The sequence below is a fragment of the Desulfocapsa sulfexigens DSM 10523 genome, assembly GCF_000341395.1.
Classification (GTDB): Bacteria; Desulfobacterota; Desulfobulbia; order Desulfobulbales; family Desulfocapsaceae; genus Desulfocapsa; species Desulfocapsa sulfexigens.
Window position 1 is genome coordinate 826,289 of sequence record NC_020304.1, and the last position, 25,626, is coordinate 851,914.

The 25,626-nt window shown below is 44.6% G+C and carries 19 protein-coding genes; 5 read left to right on the top strand and 14 right to left on the bottom strand.

Going from position 1 to position 25,626, the window contains the following annotated elements; genetic code table 11:
* The first annotated feature begins 3 nt into the window (after positions 1-3).
* Positions 4-876, top strand: a complete 873-nt coding sequence (locus tag UWK_RS03600; protein ID WP_015402986.1) for a hypothetical protein — start codon at positions 4-6, stop codon at positions 874-876.
* A gap of 17 nt (positions 877-893) precedes the next feature.
* On the opposite strand, the gene UWK_RS03605 is transcribed toward UWK_RS03600, so the two are convergent.
* Positions 894-1,565 carry a polyamine aminopropyltransferase gene (locus UWK_RS03605; RefSeq protein WP_015402987.1) on the bottom strand — a complete coding sequence of 224 codons (672 nt, stop codon included), beginning with the start codon at positions 1,563-1,565 and terminating at the stop codon, positions 894-896.
* Between the two features lie 64 nt (positions 1,566-1,629).
* Positions 1,630-3,462, bottom strand: coding sequence for a sulfatase-like hydrolase/transferase (locus UWK_RS03610; protein ID WP_015402988.1), 1,833 nt, complete (start codon positions 3,460-3,462; stop codon positions 1,630-1,632).
* Positions 3,463-3,957: 495 nt separating this feature from the next.
* Between UWK_RS03610 and UWK_RS03615 the strand changes: the two genes are divergently transcribed.
* Positions 3,958-5,982 (top strand): DNA topoisomerase 3, encoded by a 2,025-nt coding sequence (locus UWK_RS03615; RefSeq protein WP_167320713.1) that lies wholly within the window; start codon positions 3,958-3,960, stop codon positions 5,980-5,982.
* A 74-nt stretch (positions 5,983-6,056) separates the two neighbouring features.
* A complete protein-coding gene (locus UWK_RS03620; RefSeq protein WP_167320714.1) occupies positions 6,057-6,476 on the top strand; it encodes a PilZ domain-containing protein in 420 nt (139 codons plus the stop codon).
* A gap of 67 nt (positions 6,477-6,543) precedes the next feature.
* On the opposite strand, the gene UWK_RS03625 is transcribed toward UWK_RS03620, so the two are convergent.
* The 3 genes from UWK_RS03625 to UWK_RS03635 all read right to left on the bottom strand — a co-directional run bounded on the left by UWK_RS03625 (position 6,544) and on the right by UWK_RS03635 (position 9,071).
* On the bottom strand, positions 6,544-7,707 hold the full coding sequence (locus tag UWK_RS03625) for a multidrug effflux MFS transporter (RefSeq protein WP_015402991.1): 1,164 nt from the start codon (positions 7,705-7,707) through the stop codon (positions 6,544-6,546).
* Between the two features lie 9 nt (positions 7,708-7,716).
* Positions 7,717-8,646 (bottom strand): AEC family transporter, encoded by a 930-nt coding sequence (locus UWK_RS03630; RefSeq protein ID WP_015402992.1) that lies wholly within the window; start codon positions 8,644-8,646, stop codon positions 7,717-7,719.
* A gap of 89 nt (positions 8,647-8,735) precedes the next feature.
* Positions 8,736-9,071: a hypothetical protein gene (locus tag UWK_RS03635; RefSeq protein WP_015402993.1), complete on the bottom strand. Its 336-nt coding sequence runs from the start codon at positions 9,069-9,071 to the stop codon at positions 8,736-8,738.
* A 182-nt stretch (positions 9,072-9,253) separates the two neighbouring features.
* Between UWK_RS03635 and UWK_RS03640 the strand changes: the two genes are divergently transcribed.
* The gene (locus UWK_RS03640) at positions 9,254-10,198 is read left to right on the top strand and encodes a hypothetical protein (protein ID WP_015402994.1); all 945 of its coding nucleotides are present in this window, start codon (positions 9,254-9,256) and stop codon (positions 10,196-10,198) included.
* A 4-nt stretch (positions 10,199-10,202) separates the two neighbouring features.
* Here UWK_RS03640 and UWK_RS03645 read toward each other — a convergent pair whose 3' ends face one another.
* The 5 genes from UWK_RS03645 to UWK_RS19230 all read right to left on the bottom strand — a co-directional run bounded on the left by UWK_RS03645 (position 10,203) and on the right by UWK_RS19230 (position 16,631).
* Complete coding sequence (locus tag UWK_RS03645) at positions 10,203-11,180, bottom strand: PAN domain-containing protein (RefSeq protein WP_015402995.1); 978 nt, start codon at positions 11,178-11,180, stop codon at positions 10,203-10,205.
* Positions 11,181-11,418: 238 nt separating this feature from the next.
* Positions 11,419-14,334: a hypothetical protein gene (locus UWK_RS03650; protein ID WP_153304811.1), complete on the bottom strand. Its 2,916-nt coding sequence runs from the start codon at positions 14,332-14,334 to the stop codon at positions 11,419-11,421.
* Between the two features lie 224 nt (positions 14,335-14,558).
* Entirely contained in the window at positions 14,559-15,818 is a 1,260-nt protein-coding gene (locus UWK_RS18145; protein ID WP_015402998.1) for a tetratricopeptide repeat protein, read from the bottom strand.
* Entirely contained in the window at positions 15,818-16,021 is a 204-nt protein-coding gene (locus tag UWK_RS03660) for a hypothetical protein (RefSeq protein ID WP_015402999.1), read from the bottom strand. The genes UWK_RS18145 and UWK_RS03660 overlap by 1 nt, the downstream gene beginning before the upstream one ends.
* A gap of 469 nt (positions 16,022-16,490) precedes the next feature.
* Positions 16,491-16,631: a hypothetical protein gene (locus tag UWK_RS19230; protein ID WP_015403000.1), complete on the bottom strand. Its 141-nt coding sequence runs from the start codon at positions 16,629-16,631 to the stop codon at positions 16,491-16,493.
* Positions 16,632-16,712: 81 nt separating this feature from the next.
* Between UWK_RS19230 and UWK_RS18150 the strand changes: the two genes are divergently transcribed.
* Positions 16,713-18,353, top strand: coding sequence for a PAS domain-containing sensor histidine kinase (locus UWK_RS18150; protein ID WP_015403001.1), 1,641 nt, complete (start codon positions 16,713-16,715; stop codon positions 18,351-18,353).
* A 56-nt stretch (positions 18,354-18,409) separates the two neighbouring features.
* Here the strand turns inward: UWK_RS18150 and UWK_RS03670 are convergent, their stop codons facing one another.
* The 4 genes from UWK_RS03670 to UWK_RS03685 are packed head-to-tail and all read right to left on the bottom strand — an operon-like array spanning position 18,410 to position 25,543.
* On the bottom strand, positions 18,410-20,182 hold the full coding sequence (locus UWK_RS03670; protein WP_015403002.1) for a two-component system response regulator: 1,773 nt from the start codon (positions 20,180-20,182) through the stop codon (positions 18,410-18,412).
* Entirely contained in the window at positions 20,179-22,977 is a 2,799-nt protein-coding gene (locus tag UWK_RS03675) for a response regulator (RefSeq protein WP_015403003.1), read from the bottom strand. Before UWK_RS03675 ends, UWK_RS03670 begins: the two co-directional genes overlap by 4 nt.
* Complete coding sequence (locus UWK_RS03680; protein ID WP_041916300.1) at positions 22,974-23,537, bottom strand: YfiR family protein; 564 nt, start codon at positions 23,535-23,537, stop codon at positions 22,974-22,976. Before UWK_RS03680 ends, UWK_RS03675 begins: the two co-directional genes overlap by 4 nt.
* Complete coding sequence (locus UWK_RS03685) at positions 23,534-25,543, bottom strand: TonB-dependent receptor plug domain-containing protein (RefSeq protein ID WP_015403005.1); 2,010 nt, start codon at positions 25,541-25,543, stop codon at positions 23,534-23,536. Before UWK_RS03685 ends, UWK_RS03680 begins: the two co-directional genes overlap by 4 nt.
* Positions 25,544-25,626 lie beyond the last annotated feature (83 nt).

Here is a 25,626-nt window from a genome sequence, read left to right on the forward strand (position 1 = left end):
GTCATGATGAACAGGATATTCGAACTGATCACCTGGATTTTTGACCCCCTTCATCATTTTTACGAGCACGAAAAAGTACACCGGAAGATTTCCTTTGTGCTGGTACTAATCTTTATCTCCGGCCTTCTGATAATAGAATTAAAACGTCGGCAACTCCTTCCGGCAGAGCTGGCTCCCATCATTCCTAAAAATCACTTCTATGCCATCAGCTGGGCATTTACGATGATTCTTGTCCTGGAGGTCATCAGCCTTATTTTCACCCTCCCCTGTTCGTTCTCACGCTCCGTTGGTAAACAGTTCGAGATTCTCTCTCTGATACTGATACGTAACGCCTTCAAGGAACTCTCCTATTTTCAGGAACCGGTAACATTTATCGGCAACGAAGAAAGTATTCTTCATATTTTATCAAACGGTTTTGGTGCTTTCCTGATCTTTGCCCTGCTGAGTGTCTATTACAAACTGCAGAAGGACAGCTATAACGAACGAGATCACATTGATAATATATTTAATTTTGTAGCCGCAAAAAAAGGTGTCGCCCTGGTATTACTTATCTCTTTTGCAGGCATGGGAGCGCATTCTTTTTATCTCACCACAGTTGGCATAGAGCATACAGATTTTTTTCATGGATTTTATACCCTGCTGATCATCACCGATATTTTAGTGGTGCTTATCGCCCAGTGTTTTCATCCGGCCTTTTATACAATTTTCCGCAATTCAGGTTTTGCCCTTTCCACATTGATTATCCGTCTTGCTCTGGTTGCACCGGTTTATTTTGATGTCCTGCTTGGAGTAGCCGCCATTATCCTGGCCATTTTACTTACGGTGATCAGTGGCAGGATGTTTCCAGGGCATGAATATTCGGAGATGAAAAACTAAGGTTGTAAAAAAAAGTCTTACTTTTGGGCAAGCCAGATCATATGGCGGCTTCCCCCTTTCTGTCCTCGTGCCCGGACCGTTACCTCTTTCACCGAAAATCCTGTCTGAAAGAGCCGCTTTGAAAAGGCAGGATCAGGACTGGCTGACCAGACAGCAAGGATCCCGGCAGGCTTCAGGGCAGTATAGGTCGCCTTAAGTCCCGGCCAGCCATAAAGCCAGTTGTTATCACTTCGAGTCAAACCATCGGGACCGTTATCCACATCAAGCATCACGGCATCATACATCTGCTGCTCCGCTTGTAAAATCAGAGCGACATCGCACTCCTGCACCGTTATTCTGCTGTCGGTCAAAGGATATCCGGCAAGATGTCCCAGGGGACCTCGGTTCCATGCAACCACCGCAGGCACCAGTTCAGCCACTACCACCTGAGCCTGAGAACCAAGGTTCTGCAATGCTGCCGCCGCCGTGAAGCCCATCCCCAATCCGCCGACCAAAACCTTTGACGATGGATGCTTGGCAAATCGTGCACAAACACATTCGGCCAAAGCATCCTCCGAACCGTGAACACGGCTATTCATCAATTCACAGCCATCCACCCGTATGGAAAATTCAGTATCCCGCCTGTAGAGATAAAGCGTTTCTGAACCTCCCGGCACCGGGCTGCTATCGACTAATTCCCAGGGGATCATTTCAATACCAATTACCTTCGCTTTTCACAAACGTGTCTTCAATAAAGACGAACAAGTCAACAGATTATTCCTTATTGTAATAATAGTGCGCGTCATTCAGGGCCTTGAGAATTTCAGGTTGCATTTGTGATAATAATTTTTTTCCATCAACGACCTCATCATCCAAACTCATTGCCAGGTTTTTATGTTGAGTCGTTGACTTGAAAGGAATAACCAACTTTCCAAAATCATTAATCAAGCCGATATCTGACCAGCTCGCCACCACCACGTTGTTCGTTTCAAGAGGAAATGACAAATCAGTCCCTAAACTATAATCTTTAGTTGGGTTTTCTATCCCGAGACGACTTAAAATTGTCGCCGGAACATCCATGTGGCTTGTACGTTGTGTTACTTTTTTTGCAATGCTGCCTGGCATCCAGACAATCATGGGCACTCTCACCTGCCAATCTGTGAAGGCTGAATTATGCCCCCAACGACCGCGTTCCATAAACTCTTCACCATGATCCCCTGTTACAATGAGAAGAGTATTGTCAATATCTCCAGAGTTTTCAAGAGACTCAACAATACGCTGTAATTGAATATCAATACCGTACGCCGCGTTATCATATCTTGCTTTCATTCCCTTAATCTGCGGAGCAAGTTCTTTTCGTGACAATCCTGTATAATCCAGGGATTGAAGGTAATCATTTCTTAATGCAGCATTGTCCGGAAAAGAATATCGTGCATGTGTGGACTCGTAAAACAGAAAGCCATAGAAAGGTCTTGAGTGGTCCCTCGTTTGGATGGCATTAATCAATGCTGTCGTATTTTTACGATCGCGTTTCCATGGCTCACCTCTATTGTTTTCTATTAATTTTTCCGGTGGAATTGCACTGAAAATTGTTCTGTCAAATTCAGGATAGGAAAACTTTGCACTGGTATAGATAAAATATTGGTAATTATACTGGTTGAGGACATCAAACAATACAGGTCCTTGCTGGTTACGGAGGAAGACATCCCAATAATTTCCCTGAAGACCATAAAAGAGAGCAAATAAACCCTGTCGAGTCCCGTTACCACCCGAATAATGTCTTGTGAAGTTCCATGCTTTTTCTGCAAAAGCAGACATATTGGGCATGACTGTCGGCGACAGCAGGTCCCAGCGCATTGACTCTGACACCAGCATAATAATATTAAGAGGTTTATTAACTTTTGAAATTACTATTGGAACTTTGGGGTAGTTGAGTTGCCTGGATTCGTTTTGAGACATGCTGACTTGAGATACCTGCTCAACTTTTATGCCCATTCTTTTTAAGAACGAATTAATACTTGTCGTCTGGTATAAAAATATCGCATCCCCTCTTTCTAAAACGGGGCCGTAAAGTTGAGCCTTGCTGTATCCATAAACCCCACGCTCAGCAAAAGTGATGAAAAACAACAGGATCAATACCTTGATGACCGGAAAATGAAAACGGGAAAGTCTCAGTGCCATATACAGGCCACCAATATGAAGTGCCGCCAGTACCGAGACATAGCCGAGGGTGACAAGCACATTTGTCTGATCTGCACCTAAGGAATCTATACCGCCAGGACTCGTCAGCAGATTCCAGACAAAACCATTAAGATGAAAGCCATAGAGATCATACAAATGGGAATCAACAAAGACAAGAACATGTCCAAGCACAGCCAGCAAGATGGAGAAAGCTACTGCAACATTACGCCAGCGCCGTAACAACCAATAGCTGACAATCGCAGGCCCTTGATACATTAGCCCATATGTCACGAGAACCATCAAGGTATGCAACTGATCCCGAAATGTCTCATTGGGAATACTATTTAAAAAATGGCTTGATAAGAACACGCTAAAGAGCCACGTGCATAAAAAATACACCTTCATATTAATACGTTCAGACATCATTTACCGTGCACTTTCACTTGTTTTGATAACACCTGGACCACCTCTCAAAAAATGAACTCTCGTCCTGAACAGATAGCCTATGCAGAGCATAGCCAATCAATGTTCCTGTTTTGTACCACTAAAACCATGAAGAAGAGCGTTAAGATCGTTGCAACACATACCACCTTTAATACTTTTTTTCTTTGATGGCAGTATTAAAAAGGTTTATTAAACGCAGTTACGGTATAAGCTTCTAAAGTGGGCAAGCCCGCAAGGTATTTAGGCTGAAGGTCGCCATGTGTTGTCTTTCCTTCAGTCTAAAACCCTTCAGTCTGTGTACCTTCTCCTCATAACAAAGGAAATTGAAACTTGCTTTCTCGTTTTTTATACAGGAGTCCAAGTACAAGGTACTAACACAGTTACCACTGCTCAACAGATGAAAATAAAGAGCACGAGAAAATCCCGGAATGAAAGTAATTATCGCAGAAAAGCCATCGGTTGCACGTGACATTGCAAGTGTACTCGATATCAAGACCTACAAAAAAAGGTTATATCGAAGGACGTGGCTGCGCAGTTACCTGGGCCTTTGGACATCTGGTAACACTCCAGGAACCGGGTGAATATGATCCCGCCCTGAAACGCTGGTCACTTGACACTCTTCCCTTTGTACCGGAGGAATTCAAACTCAAACTGATAAGCAACCGCGGTGTTGCTGAACAGTTTCACATTATCAGAACACTTTTTGATCAGGCCGAAGAGATTGTATGCGCAACTGATGCGGGACGGGAGGGTGAACTTATCTTCCGCTATATCCTGGCGCTCTGCAAAGCTGAAGAGAAACCGATTCGCCGGCTCTGGCTCAACTCGCTGACGTCCGATGCAATTGAGGCGGCATTCAAGGATCTTCGCGACGGCCACGATTATGATCCGCTCTACGCTGCAGCCCGCTGTCGCAGTGAATCCGACTGGATTGTGGGGCTCAACGCAACACGGTATTATACTGTTCGCCATGGAAGGATTGGTGGAGGGAAAGATCGCGTACTCTGGACCATCGGACGTGTCCAGACACCGGTTCTGGCCATGATTGTCGAGCGTGACGATGCTATTCTCCAGTTTCGTCCTCAGCCATTCTGGGAACTCAGTACCCGCTACCGGGAAGTGATCTTCAAATACAGCGGAAAACGCTTTGAAAACGAAGAAAAAGCGCAGGTGCTGCTCGAAAAACTGACAGATCAGCCCTTTACAATCACAGCCATTCGCGCCAAAAAGAAAAAAGAACAGCCACCACAGCTCTTTGATCTGACCACACTCCAGCGGGAACTCAACAAACTGCACGGAATCTCAGCTGCAGACACCCTCACTGCGACCCAGAGTCTTTACGAGGCCAAGCTTGTCACCTATCCGCGAACCGACTCCCGCTATCTCAGTGAAGACATGAAGCCGCGGATTCCAAAAATCTTGGAACAGCTGGGAACTCTTCGTCCCGAGCAGATAGCTCCGCTTGATCTTAAAAAACTTTCCTTCACCAACAGGATCATTAACGATAAAAAAGTAACCGACCATCATGCCATTATCCCCACGGGAGTAATACCACGCAGATTCGGTACGAACGAACAACTGGTCTACGACGCTATCACTACACAGTTTATCGCTGCCTTTTATCCCGTCTGTCTCAAAAATATCACCACCGTCGATGGCACCAGTAACAAAATAAAATTTGAAGCCAAGGGAACCCAGATTGTTCATCCCGGTTGGACTGCTCTCTTTCCCCAGAAAACGAAGGCAGCCGAAGATGGACAAACGCTGCCTGACTTCACAAAAGACGAAAGCGGGCCCCACGCCCCCTTCCTCCGTGAAGGAAAGACCATGCCTCCCAAACACTTCTCAGAAAATTCGCTGCTCGGGGCAATGGAGGCGGCAGGAAAATTGGTTGAAGACGACATCCTGCGTGAAGCCCTTAAGGAGCGTGGTATCGGGACACCTGCAACACGTGCTGCCATTATCGAGACTCTGCTCAGACGCAACTACATTCGGCGGGAGAAAAAACAGCTTCGCTGTACGGATATGGGCCGCTGCCTCATTGCCCTTATCAGGGACCCCTTGCTGAAATCGCCTGAGATGACGGGTGAATGGGAAGAAAAGCTTAAGCAGATAGAGCGCAATGAGCTTGCACCCGATGACTTTATGGACGGAATCGGCAACTACATCCGAAATATGATTCACACCAGCAATACCGGGCAGCTGGATAACAGGCGCTGGGGAAACTGCCCGCTCTGCGGTAAAGATATTATCAAGGGAAAAAGAGCTTACGGCTGCTCCGCATGGAATGATGGCTGTACATTTGTTCTTGAGCCAAACTACAAAGAAACCACTCTCTCCCCGAAACAGATTCAAATCCTCCTGCAACAGTGTATCCTGCCGAACCCGGTTCGCATCGATGATGAACCACGAATACTGATTCTCTCCACCCTGGGCGTCCCCATGGATCTGCGCCTCCCCTCCGCTGATCGTCAGAAACACCAGGCCAAAACAGATCGTTGATAGCTTCCAGGCAGTTTCTTCTCCAAACAATTCAATGATCAGTAAAAAGATTTTTTGCGATCGCAGAATAGTATGTGATAGAATATCCAAATATCCATCAGACACATCCAAGAATACTCAGACAAAATACCCAAGAGGCAACCACCATGGAAAAAGGGGAAAAAAGAAACTTCATTCGACTGGACTCGTTGCACCTCCTGGACTACCTGATAATAGACAAAGAAGGGAGACAAACCACCTACTCCATGGGACGAACCCTTGATGTCAGTGAGCACGGCCTGCAACTCGAGGTCACCCAGCCGATGAGCGTAGGAGACACCCTGCTTGTTACAGTGGGCATTGAGGACGATCTGATCGATCTGGTAGGAGAAGTGAAATACGCCAAAGAAGCATCGAAGCGTTATACGGTTGGAATTGAGTTCTCCGACATCAGCGATGAAGGGCTGCGGATACTGAAAAAATACATTGTAGCTTTTAATACGCACTGCAGCTGATCAGTTGACAGTATAGTAAAAAACAATCGGGGTATCCTTCAAAAGATCCTTTCAACTTTTTGCAAAATCAGGCAGCCGGGATATGCAGATATTTTCGCAAAAAAATCCAGAGAGAAAAAGAAACCAGGCCACTGCCACAGGCAAGCCAGCCAATAAATGCTATCTTATCCTCCCAGCCAAGTGATGCTATAGCCATGGCCATGGCACCAAAAATGAAGTACGAAAAGACCATGGTCGCAGAGGCCGTGCCGGCATCTGTTGTAACCTGTTCAAGGACAAGGTTATTGGATGGGGGGCGGCTCAGTCCGAGAGACAAGGTAATAAGCCCCATGGGGAGCGCGAGCTGCCAGCAACCGTTAGCCGGAGTCGCAAGCATCCACAGCCCACCAACACCTATGCCGCCATACCCTGCAGTTATCATCCGGAATGTTCCAATTTTCTTTCCAAATCGCATACAGATCATGGAACCCGACATAAAACAGAGGGCATTGGCTCCAAAAAACAGGCCAAAGAGACTTTCCTCCATTTGAAACCTGTTGATGTAAATACTCGAAGAGGCGGCAATAAAAGAAAAGAGGGGGAGACTGGTAACGGCATTACAGAAAACAAGTCCAACTAGACGATAATTGCTCAAAACCCGACCGTAACTCCTGAGCAGTGCGGCAACAGAAGTCCCCTCCTGAGCGGTATGCGTTTCAGGCGTCAGCAAAACTCCTGCAAGCGCCACCATTCCCATCCCCCCCTGACTGACAAAAATCCAGGGCCAGGAAAGATATTTCATTATCAGACTCCCGGTTAGAGGAGCTACCATGGGGGCCAGGGCCATGATCACCGAAATCTGGCTGAGAACCTTTTCCCGCGTCCCGATCTCCAACCTGTCTCTAGCCATGGCAAGGGAAATAGCCGACGCTGCTCCGGCTCCCATTGCCTGAACAATTCGTGCTGCCACCAGCATCCAGATATTTTGTGCCAGAGCACAGAGAAAACTTGCTGCGACAAAAAGCAGCAAGCCTGCAATAAGTGGTGGTTTTCTTCCAAGTCGATCGGACAGGGGGCCGTAGAAAAGTAATGAAATACAGTAGGTAACAAAAAAAAGAGTGAGAGTCAGGTTTATAATGGAGAGAGGCTGCTGCCAGATCTTCTGCAGATGAGGTGTGGCAGCAAGATACATATCAGTGGCCAAAGGTGGAAAGGCCGTAAGTAGGGCCAGGAGAAGGATAAAACGCTTCATAGCTTCCCTCTAAAAACCATACAGCTGCAAAACAAACAGCAAAATCGCATAGGTGAGTGATGAAAAAGCTGTGGCCATCATAACAATGGTTCCGGCAAGGTCACCATCCCCCCCCATCTGGCAGGCCATGATATAGGTGGCAACTGCTGTTGGAGCCCCTGCCATAAGGAGGCCGATGGCAAAATCCAATCCTGAAATATTGAATACAAGCATAAACAGAGCAGTAATAAGAGGCATCAAGAGCAGTTTCATTGCGGTGGCAAGCAGGGCTTTTGGGACATCTCCCTTGAGACTGGCTAGGGAGAAACTGCCGCCAATGGAGAGGAGGGCAAGAGGCAAACTCATTCCTGTTGCAATATTGAGTGTTCGATCCAGAATGACCGGCATGGGAAACTTTAAAAAGCTCCATAAAAGACCAGCAAGAGAGGCGAGAATAAGCGGATTACTGATAATCAGGCGGATGATTTCTCTGAAACTGGTTTTCTGTTGCTGCTGAGGTAAAACAAGTGCCAGGATCGCGAAGAAATTCAAAACCGGAACCAGAAAACCAGTCAGGATTCCGGCCCTGGTCAAGCCAATATCACCATAGGCATTAAAAACAATAGCCAAACCGATATAGGCAAGATTTCCTCGGAACGCCCCCTGACAGAACGATCCATGGACGGATGGTGGGAAAGAACGCCACTTCCCGTACAAATACGCAATTCCAAAACAACAGGCAATCCCGCCACTCGTTGCCATGACCAGTTTAAAATTAAAACTGGTGGAGAAATCTGCACCCGCTATCTTGTAAACAAGAAGCAGCGGCAGACAGATATAATAGACCAATTTATTGACTTCGGAAAAGAAATCCCTGCTCACAAGCCCCAGCTTGCGGATAGTGTATCCAAGTCCGATAACAAGAAATACCGGGAGAACAATTTCGATAACATTCTGCATGACTGCACATCTACTTGAGTGTTAATGCTTGTGCCACTCTTTTTAGGGCATAGCAATGTTATGTGAGCACGTACATTTTATTAAGAGAGTTACAAATTACAGGCCTGTTCCAATGCATCCTTTAATTCCGCACTCCACCAAAAAGTCAATGGGGGAGCCCCCCCCTCTACATTCAGACCAAAAACAATAAAATCATTTTTCCTGGTGGCGACAAAAAAATAATCAGCCCCTTTGGTGGTAACTGATGGTTTGTTTTTATTCTCTAATTCGGCACAGGAGGGTTGATACTCCTCTATACGAATTTGAAATTGCTTTTCCCGTTTATTGGTCACAATAGCATGCTGGTGCCTCAGGATAACTGCTGAAGAGTACCCTGTAGTTATTCCAACAGAAAGAACAAGTAAATAAAGGATCGTTTTTTTCATCTGCATTTCCTTTGCTATTCTTCGATATTATGGTTTACGTTATTTTAAGGGTACTCCTTTCCAGGTTTTGTTTTAATAGTACTCCTATACACAATAGAATGGTCTCAAATTATTCGGATTTTAGTCCCTGTTCTTCAGAACAAGGAGCATCCTCTCCAATAATGCTAAGGAAACAAGAAAATATGCGACTTTCAACAATCCCAGTTTGTTTTTTGGTTCTTCTCATCATCACTGGCTGTGATGCATCAGTTAGTATTGAGACAACAAATCTTAGTGAACCTGCCATGAGTGAAAGGGTTGACCCAGTAGCCATGGCCCCCATTAATCCCGCTGATACTTTCTTACCTACGGTAGGTACTCTTCACGCAACAATTAAATTAAGCAATGCTCCTTCTGATACGACGGTAACGGTGCGTTTTTATTTTATGGAGCAGGAGAAGAGAGAAATTGCTCAGGATGCGATAACGACAAACGGTAATGGCTACATAGGTTTTTCCCTGGATCCTCCGAAAAGTGGCTGGCCCGAAGGAAAGTATCAGGTAGAATTTTATCTGGGAAAAAAGATGAAAGAGATGCTCACTTTCCACATAGAAAGCAAATCGCCGATTATACCAGAATCCACGTTAGCACCCTCCTCAAAAAAAGAACAGAGCTACAGACTGTTCAATGACAAACAGTTTGGGATGAGTTTTGAATTGCCAGAGAGCTGGAATTTCAAGGTAATAGGTAAAAACAATGATTATCTGTTCCAGGGACCTCAGGGTGTTGACGAAGGAGAAATTGTAGTTGTTGTACAGATGATTGATACACGGCAACCACCCCAATCTACCCTGGATGATGAAATGACAAACCAGTTCAATATGATCAGCCAAAGAGATGGAGCAAAGATTGTTAAAAAAAGTGATTTTCAGGTTGCCGGAAAGAACGCACCCTATTTTCTCGCAACGTATCCCACACAAAACCAGCAGGATGAACTTGTTTCATGGGGACATACACAATTGGGCTTACAAAATGGGCCGATCATCCTTCTGATCAGTTATGCCGCCCCAAGAGACATTTATCAGAGTAAGGTTGATCTGTTCCAGCATATGATGGATAGCTTTCGGTTGAGCACACCAAATCCGTAGCAACTTACTGCCTTTGAACAGATTCACCTAAAACAAAACCAACTTGCTTCTGGTAGGCTACCTTATACCATTCACCATGTTGTGAAATAACCTGCAATACAGTATCAGCAGGAATTTTTGCAAGTACAGCAGCATAAATAGTATTTTCCAATTGTAGATAGGTCACACCAATTGTTTTAATATACGTAGGTATACTTTCTTCAGCATATTCTTCTGAAATTTCAATATCTGCCACGTCGACGGAAGACTTTTGTGATATATATTCAGCGCTTGCGTGCAATCCGAGAGCATTCAAGGTCGCATTGTCTAAGCGACCTGTCACCAATAGGTTATGATCTCTCTGGTACTTTTCAAGGGCAATTCTTGTGTTTCTTCCCATCAGACCATCAGCCGTCCCTGGATTATAGTCTTGCTGTATCAGCAACTCCTGAACAGATTTCAGTTGGGGATTGTAATGTCTTTTTACACCGGAAATTATCCCTCTGTATTCCCTTGCAGGTGGTTTCCAGCTTTTCAAATAACAAAAAGAGTCGGAAGTAGTGTAGTCAAATGCCTGACATTGTGAATCCTGAGTGCAATTTTCTGAGCATTGTTGAACACTTTGCACACGAAAACTTCTATAATCACCACCAGGACGTTGTATGTCATATCGAATATCCATATCTATACTAGTTGCGTCCACAGAGGGCTTCTCTGGAGAACCTGAGCGCTTAAAACCAGAAACAACCCCGGCATAATACCTTGCCGAATAGGCCCTGTTTTTTAACCAGCATGAGTTATCACTCTTGTAGAAATCAAATGCTTGACAGCGACGAGATTTTTCACATTTTTGAGCACATGCCTCAGCACTTGCTGCTCTAAAACTAGTATAATCACCGCCAGGTCGTTGGGAATCGAGTTCGAGGTCAATAGAGTTGTATGCTTCTGCGAAAGCAGATGGCAAAAAAACAGCAAACAATATAATTACAATCAGTTTTATCATATTTTCTCCTCTAGTGACCTTATCCATTACTCAGCAAAATGTTATTATTTTAGTCCATTACAATACCATTTCCCCATCTTTGGAAATGACGTATTAAGACGATCTGACAGGATCTGCTTTTTCTGATTCTTGATTCTAAAATCCCAGTGTTCACCGTAATAACTTGATACTGCGTGAGGAGTTGGTGTGTCACCTCTGTCAGCATGATTATGTGAAATAATCATTTCATATCCGTACGTTAAAAGTTTGAAATGATTGTTTGAGCAATTCCAAAAATATCAATGCGTTCATTTGGTGGGATATTGCTTGCATAAACTTGAATTGAAACCCGGACATTTTTTTTGATAAAAATCACGTTGCCAACTTGAGTTGGCGCTTGTATTGAACGTCCACCACGTTGTAATGGACGGCTGTCTGTCTCGGAGTAACCATACGCCAGATCGGTTCCAGGCAGATTGAGTTTTTTTATTCGACCCTTATTATCATATTGTTCTTTGTTCTCCTGTAACCTCTTATGCATTTTTTGTATGGCAGAGCCCCATGATTCGTTTGAATCCGGAAACTCTGCTGAAATATTTACACTTGCTGTGATGGATGCATGAATATTGTTACCCCATTCCCATCTTTTCTTCAGCGTACGATATTCCCTTTCATGGGACAAATGAATTTTAGCATCGCCTTTAAAGCCATCTAACCCTCTAAACAGTGGACGAACATCTTTCAAAAAATTTTTATCCGTAAAAGCTACCATCTGTGCAGGAATGGTCATGTGAGCATCCAGATTATCAGCGATTTCGCTATTCAACCGGGAGTCCCAGTATTTCATACGTTCCTGAAGTTTTGTTTTCTCTTGAGGAGAATCTCCAAAATAGTTATCCCAAAGGTTCGGGTTGTACGGATCCTTAGACCCGGTTGAAAAACGACCATTCTCACCAACAATACAGTCCACCCAGCCATCCAATTCCATATAAAAAGGAAAGTTAAAGGCAAAACCTCTAACCTCATTGTGTAATGGATTTTTTAACTTACCAATATATGCATCGTGGGCATTTTTTATTTTTATAGGTTGGACATTATAATCCTCGATTTCATTTTCAATAGTTTCCTGTAGCTTCATCTTTTTCCGATAATAATCCACCCATGATCCACGAACAGTGATCACATCTTTTACGTACCATATGGTATATTTAACATTCTTTTTTTTCCCATAACTACGATCAACAATAGTGATTATTCCTGTCTCTAGCTCTTTGGCACAAAGATCCTTATTTGCTGATCCGAAGACAAGTCTTCCTGTCTCTGAGTACTTGTACGCTTGGTATCCACAATATAATTCAGCATGTTCACGTATGGCGCCACCGCGTTCTCTAAACTGGATCTGTTTTGTTATATCATCTATCGAAAGGTTAAAGAGTTTTTCATCTTTCAAATATTGCTGATTCGTTTTTTCCGTTGCGGGCGATGTGTCACTGGTGAGTACAGTAGGATTGCTTAAACGCTCAAGGAAGTCCTGTGTCGTTGATATGCTCCTTCCTAATGAGTCACCAAGCCCTGCAATCTCTGAACCCAGAGATGTCGCATTCTGAATGAAGATAGCAAAATCTGGTGGTATCTCCTCAGTTATTGAAGTGGATTTACGCCAGGTGCTGAATTCGAAAGAGATGGTATCCTGCTTCTCGTCCAGCTTAGATAACGAATAATCATCTATCTTGTACTGGAGCACATTCCTAAAAGCTATTTCCAGATCACTTTTTGTTTTTGGATCTCCATTCCTGTAGAAATATGAAAGCAACTGTTTTGATTGTGCCAGAATGGTATCCTGCTCAATTTTAAGTGTTTTACCACGCTTGATAATATTGCCGTGCTCTTTTAATTGATTAGCACCCTTTTGGTACAGTTCATTGGCTATCAATGAATCAGCTGCCATCTGCTGATTCTGCTCACTTGCACCTTCAAGCGCTTTTCCTCCACCAAGCAAAGGCGAAAGAGCACTTGAAATTACATCACACTCATTTTTACGAGCAGTAAGTACGGACACCATTTGTTTCAGTTCTTCAATGGTTTTATCCAGATTTTCTGGATCGCCACCATTGGTCTGGTAATGTTCGAGCGTTGTGCTGGCAAGCTTGATTGTTGTTGCGGTAGCCAGCATCATTTTTTCTGAGTCATCCCTTAATGTTGTAATACGTTCAGCATCCATAAAAGATCTGGCTTTATCAGCGGCCTCAAGTAACGAATCTGCACTTATCAAGCTCTGCTCACGTGCCACCGAACGGTTAAAAACTTCAGTATATTGTTTGGTTATATTGTCGAAGTTCTTTATCTTTTCTTCGGATTCTTGCTGTAGTCTTCTGAATTCAGCTTCTTTAGCTTTGATTTGAGAAAAAAGTGTCTTTAATTTGGAAACTGCTACCTGCCCCTGGCGCTCCTGTTCGTCTTTATTTTCGGCAATAATACGCTTTGATTCCAAAGTGTCATGAACAATTCCTATGGAAGATTCGGTTAGCTCGTAGACATTCAATGCATCACTGGCGAGGGGAATACATTTGGCACCATTGTACACACCAACCAGCACCCCTTTTTTTTGTCCTTCCTGGTATGCGTTTACAAAACCACTTAAACCGGAAAGGTTCATGGCCGCATTCTTCAGGTAGGTACCGGTGTCAAATCGTGTCTCTTTGGTTTCAGTATCATAATAATAGGAATTTTGTCCTGCATCCCAGAGTGAAAGTACGCGACCAATAACTCCTCCAGTTTTTTGCACTTTTTTATACGTGTCATGTCCTGCAACGATTTGGGATCTGGTGTTTTTGGCTTCAAGAAGTGCTTTTTGAGTTGCATTGTGCTGCTTCAGTTTCGCGATGGCCTGTTTTTCAATATATTGCTTTCCTTCTTTGCTATGATTGACTGGAGAGTTAGAAGTATTCCCTGCTGCTACCAGGTTGTTGAAGCGGGTTGGGTTCGTTTTTGCAGCTTTTAAAATTTTACGTATCTTTTTAATACTCTGCTTATTTTGTTTTTCCTCGCTTTGAAGTTTTTTAATATACTGTGCATTCCTGTCCAATTTTCCTTTAACAAGATTTTCAGTTAATGCGTCCAGGTGCATTGTATCACTAAACACATCGGTACTCTTGCCGGTGAGCAGGCTCTTCAAATTGTAATCCTTCAGACTTGCCTTAAACGCCTCACTTTTACTGATAATAAGAGTGGTCTTGTCATTCTGGGTATCTTTGTCATTTTGGAGATCTTCCTTTACAAAAGTCTGTTTTTCCGCAGCAACAGATAGTGGTGTGGGAGAGAATCCGAAAACTATACTAAGAGCCAGTAAAACACTCAGACAGCTGCTGACAAGAGTTGGGCTCTTGTATAGTTGAGCAATCATTTGACACCTCCTAAAAGCCGGGTTTTGACTTTCTCAACATAGGCTCGTAAAGCACTATCAAGATTTTTGTCGGCCAGAAGACTGAATGCAATTGACAATGCAGCATCTGTTTCCCCCTGTGCTTCCTGAATGGTGGCAATGGTTAACGCCAAAACATGGTCATCTCCACGTTGCTGTATATCTTGGCGAATAAGTTCAATTGCACGAGTCTCTTTTTGTGAGGAAAAAGCAACAAAGCTCAGCTGTATAGCAGCAGCTCTTCGCTGATCGACGGGACAGGATGTCATGCGTTGTTCTGCAAGCGCGAACGCGACTTCAAAATTGCGCAACTGATAATACGCTTCCACTAAACGAGCCAGGAGCGGATCTTCCGAAAAAGACTCGAACACTGATTCGTACAGATCAATAGCTAATGCAGTTAAACTTGGAGAATTCACCTCCATATAGGCGTCTGCCAGATCAACGGTAATTCCGTTATTCTCCGGCAAACCAACTGTTGCTTTTTCAAGATAATCGATGGCACTGAAGAGCTTATCACGGTCTTTTTCAACTACAGATTCAGCAAACAAATTCGCACCAATGTCATGCCATTCCAGAGCCTTTTCTGCCATATACTGGTCGCTGAGTTCTTGCTCTTCTTCTGCCTTTTGTTGTGTTGTACTTTGGGTGGGGGATGTATTTATCTGACTCTGTAACCAATCTGCACGGGCCCCCACATTATGGGCATCTGCGGCATTAGGTGCCAGGACACAATATTTTTTGTAAGCCAGAGCTGCCTGGTCGTGTACACCCTGTTTTTCCAGCAGGATACCTAGATTTTTGTATGTCAAAGCATAGTTCTTATCACTCTCAAGAGCCGAAATATATGCCTGCAATGCTTCATCGAATCTTTCGAGCTTACGCATTACCAGACCGAGATTATTTAGTGTCACTAAACTGGTGGGATCTTTCTTAAGAGAACGAGAAAGAGAAATTCGTGCTTCTTCTAATTTTCCTTCCCGAGCCAATCTGGTTCCTTGCTTTTGTAATTCACCCGCCGTCAGACTTACCTGGTTTAAGGGTGGCGCAATGTTTTCTTCCGGGGGCAGTAGAAAAGGAGAGCCACCTGTCGTCGCAGAAGGAGAAGAGGCCTCCGATGTTTTTGGAGGAAGAAAAAATGGAGATGTTTGACTGTTGGCAAATAGTGGGTGAGCAGGAAAGAGAGTGAAAAAGAGCATCAACCAACTCAGAGGAGGGATAACTCGAAGGTACTTCATCAGTGCTTCTCTCCTTTTTCCCTGGGCGACAATTTTTTCAGGTCTTCTTTTGTTATCAGATCTTTTTTTGCATCATAAACATTATCCATTAATGCCTCTGCGGGCATGTCTTTGGCGCTTGTGTATTTGTATTTTTTCACACCATAGCGCAACACACCAACTTTTCTTAAAATGAGAACCAACTGGGCGAAGATTTTTTTCATCGCATTATCCATCCTACGGTAACGGGTAAAGAAATATTTGTTAATTGCCTCTCGTAATAAGCTAGGAATAGTCAGGTAAGTTTCTTATTGATCTGAGCATAAAAGAAATTATTATGAATTATGTTAATGGCAAGATTGTTCATATGAAATGAGGTTAACTGTTCCTGTCCTGAATCTACTCAAAATCCTATTTTTTTATGAAAATCAATAACTGCCCCCTTCATCCCGGCTCATTATCTGTAGAGCAACTTTTTCCGGGACAACTTCTTAGCCATCTCCTGATTTAAAAGTCGCTAACTCTCTACAACTCTGCTGTTCCGCCATATCATTAGAGATAAAGATACATTCTATTATACGCTGCACAACGAAGTAATATGGACCACCACGGTCATAGAGACCCAACTTGCACTGTATCCAAGTCCGATAACAAGAAATACCGGGAGAACAATTTCGATAACATTTTGCATGACTATACATCTACTTGAGTGTCACTCGAAGCTACAAGAAAAATCGTTAACAAAAGAATAAAATAATGAAGGAGAAGGAGGATATCTTTGTTATACGTGCCATTGTATCCAATAATTCTAACGAACCGAATAGTTCTTGCCATTCGCTCTCCTATTCATCTAAAATGAATCAACAAAGAAGTTAGGTATTCCCGTTATAGCAAAAAGAAAAGTGGAGTTAAAACATGTTTTGGATTGATTGGGTTGCGGTTGTCATGGTTGGAGTAGGTGCCTTTTTCATGCTCCTATCAATTCTCTCAGCTGTAGCCATGCTGTCCCGCCTTACCCCTTTTTACAAAAGAAAATGGACCCTCCTCACCATATTTAAAGGATTTTTCCTCTTAGGTTACCTTGCCTTTATTATCATTCTCGTGATGAAACTCAAACTTCCGGTGGAGTTTGTTACCGGAGTTGTTTTTCTGGGCGGTGCCTTTTTTGTTTTTATGGTTATTCGCCTGACTAAATATACCATCACAGACCTTGCCAATAAAGAAGATGCCCTCAACGAACTTAATGCCACTCTGGAGAAGAAGGTAAGCCAGCGTACCATTGAACTCGAAAAAAGTATGGCAGATCTGGGCAATGAAATGTTGGAACGTGAAAAGGCAAATTACGAAATCCACAGAATGGAAGAAGAATTACGACTGATTCTTGACACAATTTCCACAGGTATCCGGGTTATTGGCCTAGATCACAGGATTACCAGGGTAAATAAACGTTTTTGCCATCTTCTTGGTATGAGTAATGATGAGTTAGTTGGAAGTGCCTGTTATGAAAATTTCGATAATGAAGACTGTCGGGATTCACCATCCTGCAGGTTGAAAAATCTAAACACTGCCCATGATGACAATGAACTCATAGAAAAAAAGACTACCCGGGAAGGGAAGCAATACCATTTTCGCATCACCTCAGCGCCCCTGAAAGACACTGACGGGAAGGTTGTTGCACTCCTGGAGGATTTCCAGGACGTCACACCATTAATCAAAGCGCAGGAAGAAAAAGAACTGGCTCAGAGTCGGCTTCATCAGGCAGCCAAACTCGAATCCGTGGGCCAGTTGGCTGCGGGTATTGCCCACGAAATAAATACACCTGTTCAGTTTGTCGGCACAAATCTGGAATTTTTGAAAGAAAGCTTTGAAGATATTGCCACCTTCCTCGAAAAACTTCAGATAACAATGAATGACGGAGAGAGTACTGCCGGTTTAAAACAGGGACTGGAGGAGCTTGACTGGGATTTTCTTTCTGAGGAGATTCCCCTGGCCATTGAGCAATCCATGGGAGGAACGGAAAGGGTTCGTAAGCTTGTCCTGGCCATGAAGGAATTTTCACACCCCACTACCAGAGAGATGGCTCCGGCAGATATTAACAGTATCCTGCATAACACTATTATAATTTCTCAAAATGAATGGAAACACGTTGCAGATATGAAAACCAAGCTTTCTGAAGATCTCCCCCCCGTACCCTGCCTGATTGATGCAATGGGCCAGGTATTTCTCAATATTATCGTGAACGCTGCCCACGCCATTGCAGACAGGATCAAAGACACATCCGAAAAAGGAACAATAACCATCACCACTGCTACTCACGGTGATTTCGCAGAAATATCCTTCAGTGACACCGGAAAAGGAATGGACAAAGAACTCTGTAGTAAAATCTTTGATCCTTTTTTTACCACTAAAGAAGTGGGCAGCGGTACAGGACAAGGACTATCCATCGCCCATGACATTGTCGTCAACAAGCATCATGGTGACATTAAAGTAGAAAGTTCAGTTGGAGTCGGGACACGGCTTATTGTACAACTGCCATTGAAAGCTGTAGAGAACTGACCTGCAGGCAATTTCCCGGGTGGGTAGTGCGTAGAGACAATACACGGCTACAGGTACTATTTTGTTTCAATATAGCAGAAATCATCTTTCACGAGTTGCGCAAATGCCTCTTCAGGAACTGGAGGACTAAAGAAATATCCCTGCCCGATGTCACAGCCCATACTGCGCAGGAGTTTGAACTGTTCACTGGTTTCGATGCCCTCGGCAATGGTGGTCATCCCCAGACTCTTGGCCAGAGCGATAATTGCCTGAATAATGGCGGCATCCTGTGGGTTTTTAATGATATCTTTGACAAAAAACCTGTCGATTTTAATTGAACTGATGGGAAAGTTTTTCAGGTACAGCAGGGAGGAGTAGCCGGTACCAAAATCATCCACTGATATGGTCAAGCCCATTTTTTTTATTTCTTCCAGAATTTCTTCAGTTTCTCCTTTTTTTTCAGCCATCACACTCTCAGTAATCTCTACCTCAAAGGCATTGGGTTTTAAATGGTTCCCCTCAAGACTTTCCCGCAGTTTTTGGGGAAGATGCTGCTCAGCAAATTGTTTACTGGAAATGTTGACTGCCACCCGTACCTGCCGGTACCCCTGTTCTTTCCAGGCCTGCTGCTGCTCCCCCACCCGGCGTATTACCCAGTCTGTAAAGGGAACGATAAGCCCAAGCTCCTCAATGGAAGGAATAAAATCAGACGGGGGAACCTGCCCCAACGTGGGGTGTGTCCAACGTGCCAGACTCTCCGCCCCGACAATTTGGCCATCCCGCATATCAACCTGTGGCTGATACCAGAGAACAAACTCATCATTTGTCACTGCTTTACGGACATCGTTTTCAAAATCAAGACGCACCTTTGCCTTTACATTGAGTGCTTTTTTGTAAAATTGAAAACCGTTTTTTCCTTTTTCCTTTGCATGGTACATCGCCAGATCCGCATGTTTCATCAGCACTTCGCTGTCGTTACCATCCAGTGGAAAAATAGAGATCCCAATACTGGCAGAAATAAATATTTCATGCCCTTCTATTGTAAATTTATGGGACAGGGAATTCTTGATTCGCTGGGCGACCCTGCTGGCATCCTCGGGAGTTTGAAGCCTGGGAAGCATAATGGTAAACTCATCACCTCCCAGTCGTGAAACACAACTCTTTGACTCATCCTGCCCATATCTACTGAAAGAATCAGAATCACGAATACAAGTGCTTACCCGTCCAGCAACATTTTTGAGGAGAATATCACCAACATGATGTCCAAGGGTATCATTGATAATCTTGAACCGATCCAAATCCATAAAGAGAACAGCAAGTTGACTTTCCTCTGCAGCAGAGTCGATAAGAGCCGTATCCAGACTATCTTTAAACATGGTACGATTGGCCAGTCCGGTCAGATGATCATAGAAGGCCAGCACTTCTATCTGTTTGCGCTGATCAATGACATCAAAAAATGCGTTACTGGCACGCAGCATGTATTTGACCCGATAATTTAACACAGGCCAGTTGATTGGCTTAGTGATAAAATCAGTGGCTCCGGACTCAAAAGCGCGATGGATGGATTCAAGATCTTCCAGTCCTGTTACCATAAGTATGGGCGTATGAATACCACCTGTCATCTTACGAACCGTCTTACAGGTATCAAATCCGTCAAGTTTTGGCATCATGACATCAAGGAGAATGGCATCTGGCTGCAACTTTTCAAAAACAGAAACTGCGACCAGGCCATTCTCTGCCTCAGCTACTCTGAAGCCATCTTTCTCAAGACTGGCACGCATTAACAAACGAAGACCAAAGTCATCATCGACAATCAAAATTAAAGGGGTCTTTTCCTTGACACCACTCATGATGTTACCTTTTCTGCCATAAGAGGATCGATTATCTTCTGATATTCCTCTTGCGCGGTGACAAAGACTTCCATTCCTCCATGCAGAGCGTTTGTGTATGCCCTGTGCTCTAAATCCTTAAACAGGGCTGAAAGGGACAGGGCACCGATGTTTGCGCTACTTGATTTCAAGCTATGGGCAATGGAGCGAACCTCCGTTGCATCCTTGTTCCGCAAAGCCCGGCACAGACTATCCATCTGATTTGGGGTATCCTCCAGATATATGGATATAATACGAGTAAGGATATCAGGTTCTCCTTCTGGCTGCAGAGCACGAATATTATCAAGTGCCCTGCGGTTAATCAGTTCTTCACCGACGACACTCATGGGGCTTTCTGAATGTGATTCTTTCTGGAATACTCTCTTGTCATCCTGCTGCAGCTTCTTCGGTAACCAGTGCTTCAACACCTTTTCAACCTGCTGCAGACTGAAGGGCTTACTGATATAGTCATCCATGCCGGCTGCAAGACATTTTTCCCTGTCTCCGGTCAGGGCATTTGCTGTCAAAGCAACAACCGGTGTCCGCTTTCCTCTGTCTTTCATATTTTCCAAACGTCGAATGGCAGAAGTTGCTTCATATCCATCCATACGCGGCATCTGACAATCCATAAGGACAATATCAAAAGAATTCTTTTCAAAAAATTGCAACGCTTCCTGGCCATTCTTCGTCAATGTTACCTTACAGCCGAGCTTACGCAGTACTCCCATGGCCACCTGCTGATTTGTGACATTATCCTCTGCCACCAGAACATTAGCATCAAATGTAGCCCGGTTTTTCTGCAGACTATAGTGGGTAATGAGCTGGTTATCGTCTTCGAATCGATCTCTTGCCATCAAGGCAACGAGACTGTTATAGAGATCAATCTGACGAGTTGGTTTAGTAAGGTAAATTTTGATACCGGCTTGGTGAGCCAGGCGAGCATCACCGCGTATACCAACGGAAGTGAGCATGACCATACGAGTGCCCTGCAAAGAAGGATCCTTACTGATCAGGGCAGCAACTTCAAGGCCATCCATACCGGGCATATCTTTATCAAGAATTGCTATGTCAAAAGGCTTCCTGTCAGCCACCGCCTGATACAACAGGGTCAGTCCTTCAATTCCACCTGAAGCGCTGGCATGATCAACCCCCCAGATTTCCATCTGATGCTCAAGTAGTCGCCGGTTGGTAGCATTATCATCTATAATGATTGCCCGCAGGTTGGATAGCTTATCGGCCTCGGTCGATGCAACCACCTCCGTTCCCGAGGCCTTGTCCAGGGTTACTTCCATCCAGAACTCTGACCCGCCTCCAGGACGACTATTGCAGTTAATCTCTCCCCCCATTAGCTCAACGAGTTGCCGGGAAATTGCCAGGCCAAGCCCTGTTCCCCCGTATTTCCTGGTGGTAGAGTCATCTGCCTGCGAAAAAGGATGGAAGAGTGTTTCATATTCATCTTCAGAAATACCAATCCCCGTATCCTGGACCGAAAAGCGAAGGGATGCCTCGTTATCAGTCTCTCCAAGGAGCGTCAGCTGGAGAAGAATTTCCCCATGATCCGTAAATTTAATAGCATTCCCCAGCAGATTAACCAGAACCTGCCGCAACCTGCTGGGATCACCGCTAACGTAGGAAGAAATATTGTCAGGGACATTGACAATCAGCTCCAGGCCCTTGGCATGTGCCCTGTAAGCAAGCATTTGAGCGACATCTTCCACCAGCAATGCTAAATTAAAATTAATTGTTTCGAGCTCAAGTTTACCGGCTTCGATTTTAGAAAAATCAAGGATATCATTGATAATGGTAAGCAGGGATTCCCCCGAACTCATGATCGTCTCAATGGAACTGCGCAGCTCCTTATCCAAATCTGTATCGAGCGCCATCTCGGCCATACCAAGAATACCGTTCATCGGAGTACGGATCTCATGACTCATGTTAGCAAGAAACTGTGATTTTGCTTTATTTGCAGCCTGGGCCTGCTCCGCCAGAACAATGGCCTCGTCCATTGCCTTTTTTAGCTCGACAGTACGTTTCTGTACCTGATCCTCAAGGTATTCATCACGCTTCTGGATCATGCTGAGCATATCATTAAAACCACTGGCCAATAAGCCAAGTTCATCCTCGCTGGATTGTGTGGCACGGAGGGAATAATCCTTTTTTTCAGAAACCTGCCGAATAATAGCGGCCAGCTTAACAACAGGATCAGTAATAATCGTCTGTAAGCGATTTCCCAGAATGGCGGCAATCAGCAATCCTCCCCAGAGAATAGCCAACAGGTACAGCCCGACCTGAAGCATATTACTGTAGAGATCCTCCATACTGACCTGTATAAAGAGAGACCCGATTTTTTCCTTATCAAGAACAATGGGCTGAAGTACCTCAATATATTTTTCGCTAAAGAGGTACCCCTTTTTCTTTAATTCAGCATTGAACAGGCTATGTTCAACGTTTCCATTATTAGAAGACCCTGGCGAATAGGCTGCAACGATCACTCCTTCAGGGCTAACAATACGGGAACAGATAATTGTTTCTTTAATGGAAAGAGACCGCAGGATTTTTTCCAGTGCTTCTACATCATGAAAAACCAGGCCTGCTCTACTATTCTCACCAATAATCTGAGCCAGTGTCGAAAGCTCTGCAAGAGTATTTTTCCTATAGAGATACCACTGACTGACAAAGGTGACCGCAAAAGTGAGAATAAGAACAGAAAAACAAACACCAAGAATAATGGTGTTAAGCTTATGTTTGACAGGCAGTTTACTGAAGCGAAAATTCATTTTGCCCTCCCCACAACTTCAACAGCAAGGGAAAGCAACTGTGAATCTATTTTGATATGATTCTTAAGAGCATATTCAAGATTGACGAGAAAGCGCAACCGCTCCCTCAGTGTCACAAACTGAACAACCCCTCCCTGGGCAGCAAAATCCGTCGCGTCACCCACCGTCACAATTGCTTTGGAACCGAGTACTTGAAGTACTTTCCCCACAGACTTTAAAGGTGGCATACTGATATACAGAAGATGACATTCCTGCACTTCTTCAACCTTGGAGAAATGGCGGATAACAATGGGGCGATTACGCACGGTTTTTTGAGCCAATGGAGCTAACTCGGCTTCAACAGAACTCCTCCCAAGCACCCCTATCACCAGGGGAGACTGCTCATCAGTGAAGGTCTCCTCGGGCCATTGGATAAATTTGGCAAAATTATAAAGGTAAGCCACCTTCAGCTTGTCTTCAGAGGACGGAGCTGCCCCCTGTCCTGGGAGAACAAAACAAAAGATACAGACCAGATTTATGAGAGAAACAATACGTCTCAATGGGTTCCAGTTGTCATTCAAAATTTCCAGGTCAGCTTTGCGTAGACACTCTGGCCGATTTCAGTGGCCGGAATAAAATAATCGTGTACAAACTCCAGGTGATCTGATTCCAGGAGGTTTTGCCCAACCAACATCAATTCGAGCTGTTCAACAGGTGTCCAGATAAAATTGAGATCCAGGGCAACATAGTCATCCACTACAATTCCGGTAGAGTAGGTGGCCAGTCCAGCGGCAGCCAGCTGATCGACATAGCGTGCCCAGAAGTTGAAACGAAGTGTTTCACTCAACTCCATGGACGAATGTAATGATATCTGATGCTCCGGACTTGATCCTTCCGCAACAAGTTCACTGATGGATCCCCCATAGTTCATTGCAACGCTTGAGGTCATCTGCAGATTAATGTAGCTGTAAGAGAGTTCGGTAGCCAGCCAGGAAAGAGGCTTCCATCGACTGCTGATCTCCAGGCCATAACTCTGTCCTTCTAAACCATTCACAAAGAGAACAGACACCGGATTCTCCGGCAGATAATCAGTCAGGTTTTTATAGTCATTATAAAACAGCGCCATATCCACAGAAAAATCACTGCATGGCGAGTAGCGGTAGCCCCCTTCATAGGCAATAACTTCCTCTGCCTCCAGCTCTGGATTACCATAAACTGAAACCATGGAAAACGGTGGAGTGGGGAGAGGCCCAGAGACAATACGCCCGCCATCTTCTACCCTTGAAGGGGTTCGAACCGCACGGGAAACTGCAGTCCAGATGTTATTCCCCGGATTCACTTTCCAGAGAAGACGGATACTGGGCTGGATTTCAACTCCTGTGTAAACGTTGTGCTCCACTTTTGTGCCAAGAGTGAGCTTGATCCCGTCTTCGAACAGGCCGATCTCATCCTGGATAAAGCCGCTGAAGAGTTCACTGGTCTGTTCAGCTGGTTCAATACCAACTGTATAGGAATTACTAAACTCGTCAGAAATATTCCGATAGCCTAAACCCCAGACGATATCGTTCTTTGTCCACTTGAAATGATGCTGAAAATCGAAATCCACGGTGTGGTGTTTCTGGCCAAGGTAGGTTTCATCCCGCTCGGTTACATCAAAATATGCCTGAAAGGTCCAGCTGTTTGTCTCAGACAGCTTGTGCTGCCAGCGACCGAGCAGATTATAACCGTCACTTTTAATCTGGTCATCAACGGTTAACGGCAGGGGTGTTCCCTCGGCCCATATTGGGAATACGAGTTGGCTGTCATCTCCCTGATACAGGTCTCCCTGCAGAGTCCAGTTATTTTGCAACCCGATATCTCCATCCAGGCGAACCCCAGCACTGGAAAGCTGTGAATCATCGTGGGCATCCGTTTCATCAGCCAGTAACTGATAGGAGTCCCGATCATGCCGGTGAAGGTAAAATCGGCCATAGGTGTCATTGTTTACCTGTGTTCCGTAACGTAAAGATACAATACCGGTTTCATGGTTTCCGGCAGCGACACTGACCAGCCCCCCCTGGGTGTCGGAAGATTGTTTTGTGATGATATTAATGATGCCGTTCACAGCATTGGCGCCCCAGAGAGTTGCCCCGGGGCCTCGGATAACTTCAATCCGCTCCACATCCTCCAGCACCACATTCTGCACATCCCAGTACACTCCGGAGTAGGATGGCGTATAGACGCTGCGACCATCGATCTGTACCAGCAGTTTATTGGAGAACACCCCATTGAAACCACGGGAAGTGATAGCCCATTTAGTAGCAGTCATCCTCGAAACCTGCAGGCCGGGTGCCATGCGAAGTGCCTCGGGTATGGAAGTGGCACCCGAGTTGTGGATAGCTGCCTGGTCGATCACATAAACTGCAGCCGCTACATCACCAAGATTCTGAGCCTTACGGCCGGCCGAGGTGATCTGGATCTCCATCAGCTCGGAGAGATCCAGATCGAGCATCTCTTCCTCCGCAGCCCAGAGTGCAGCAGGAGTGCTTATCAGCAAAATGCAGGACAGCATCATACCTGTTTTTAACTTTCGAATTATATGAGACATCTGGTTTTCCATAACAAATATAATCAGTACAAATCATCTTTTACTATTGTTTCACAAGAGAGTATTAATCCCACCTATAAAAA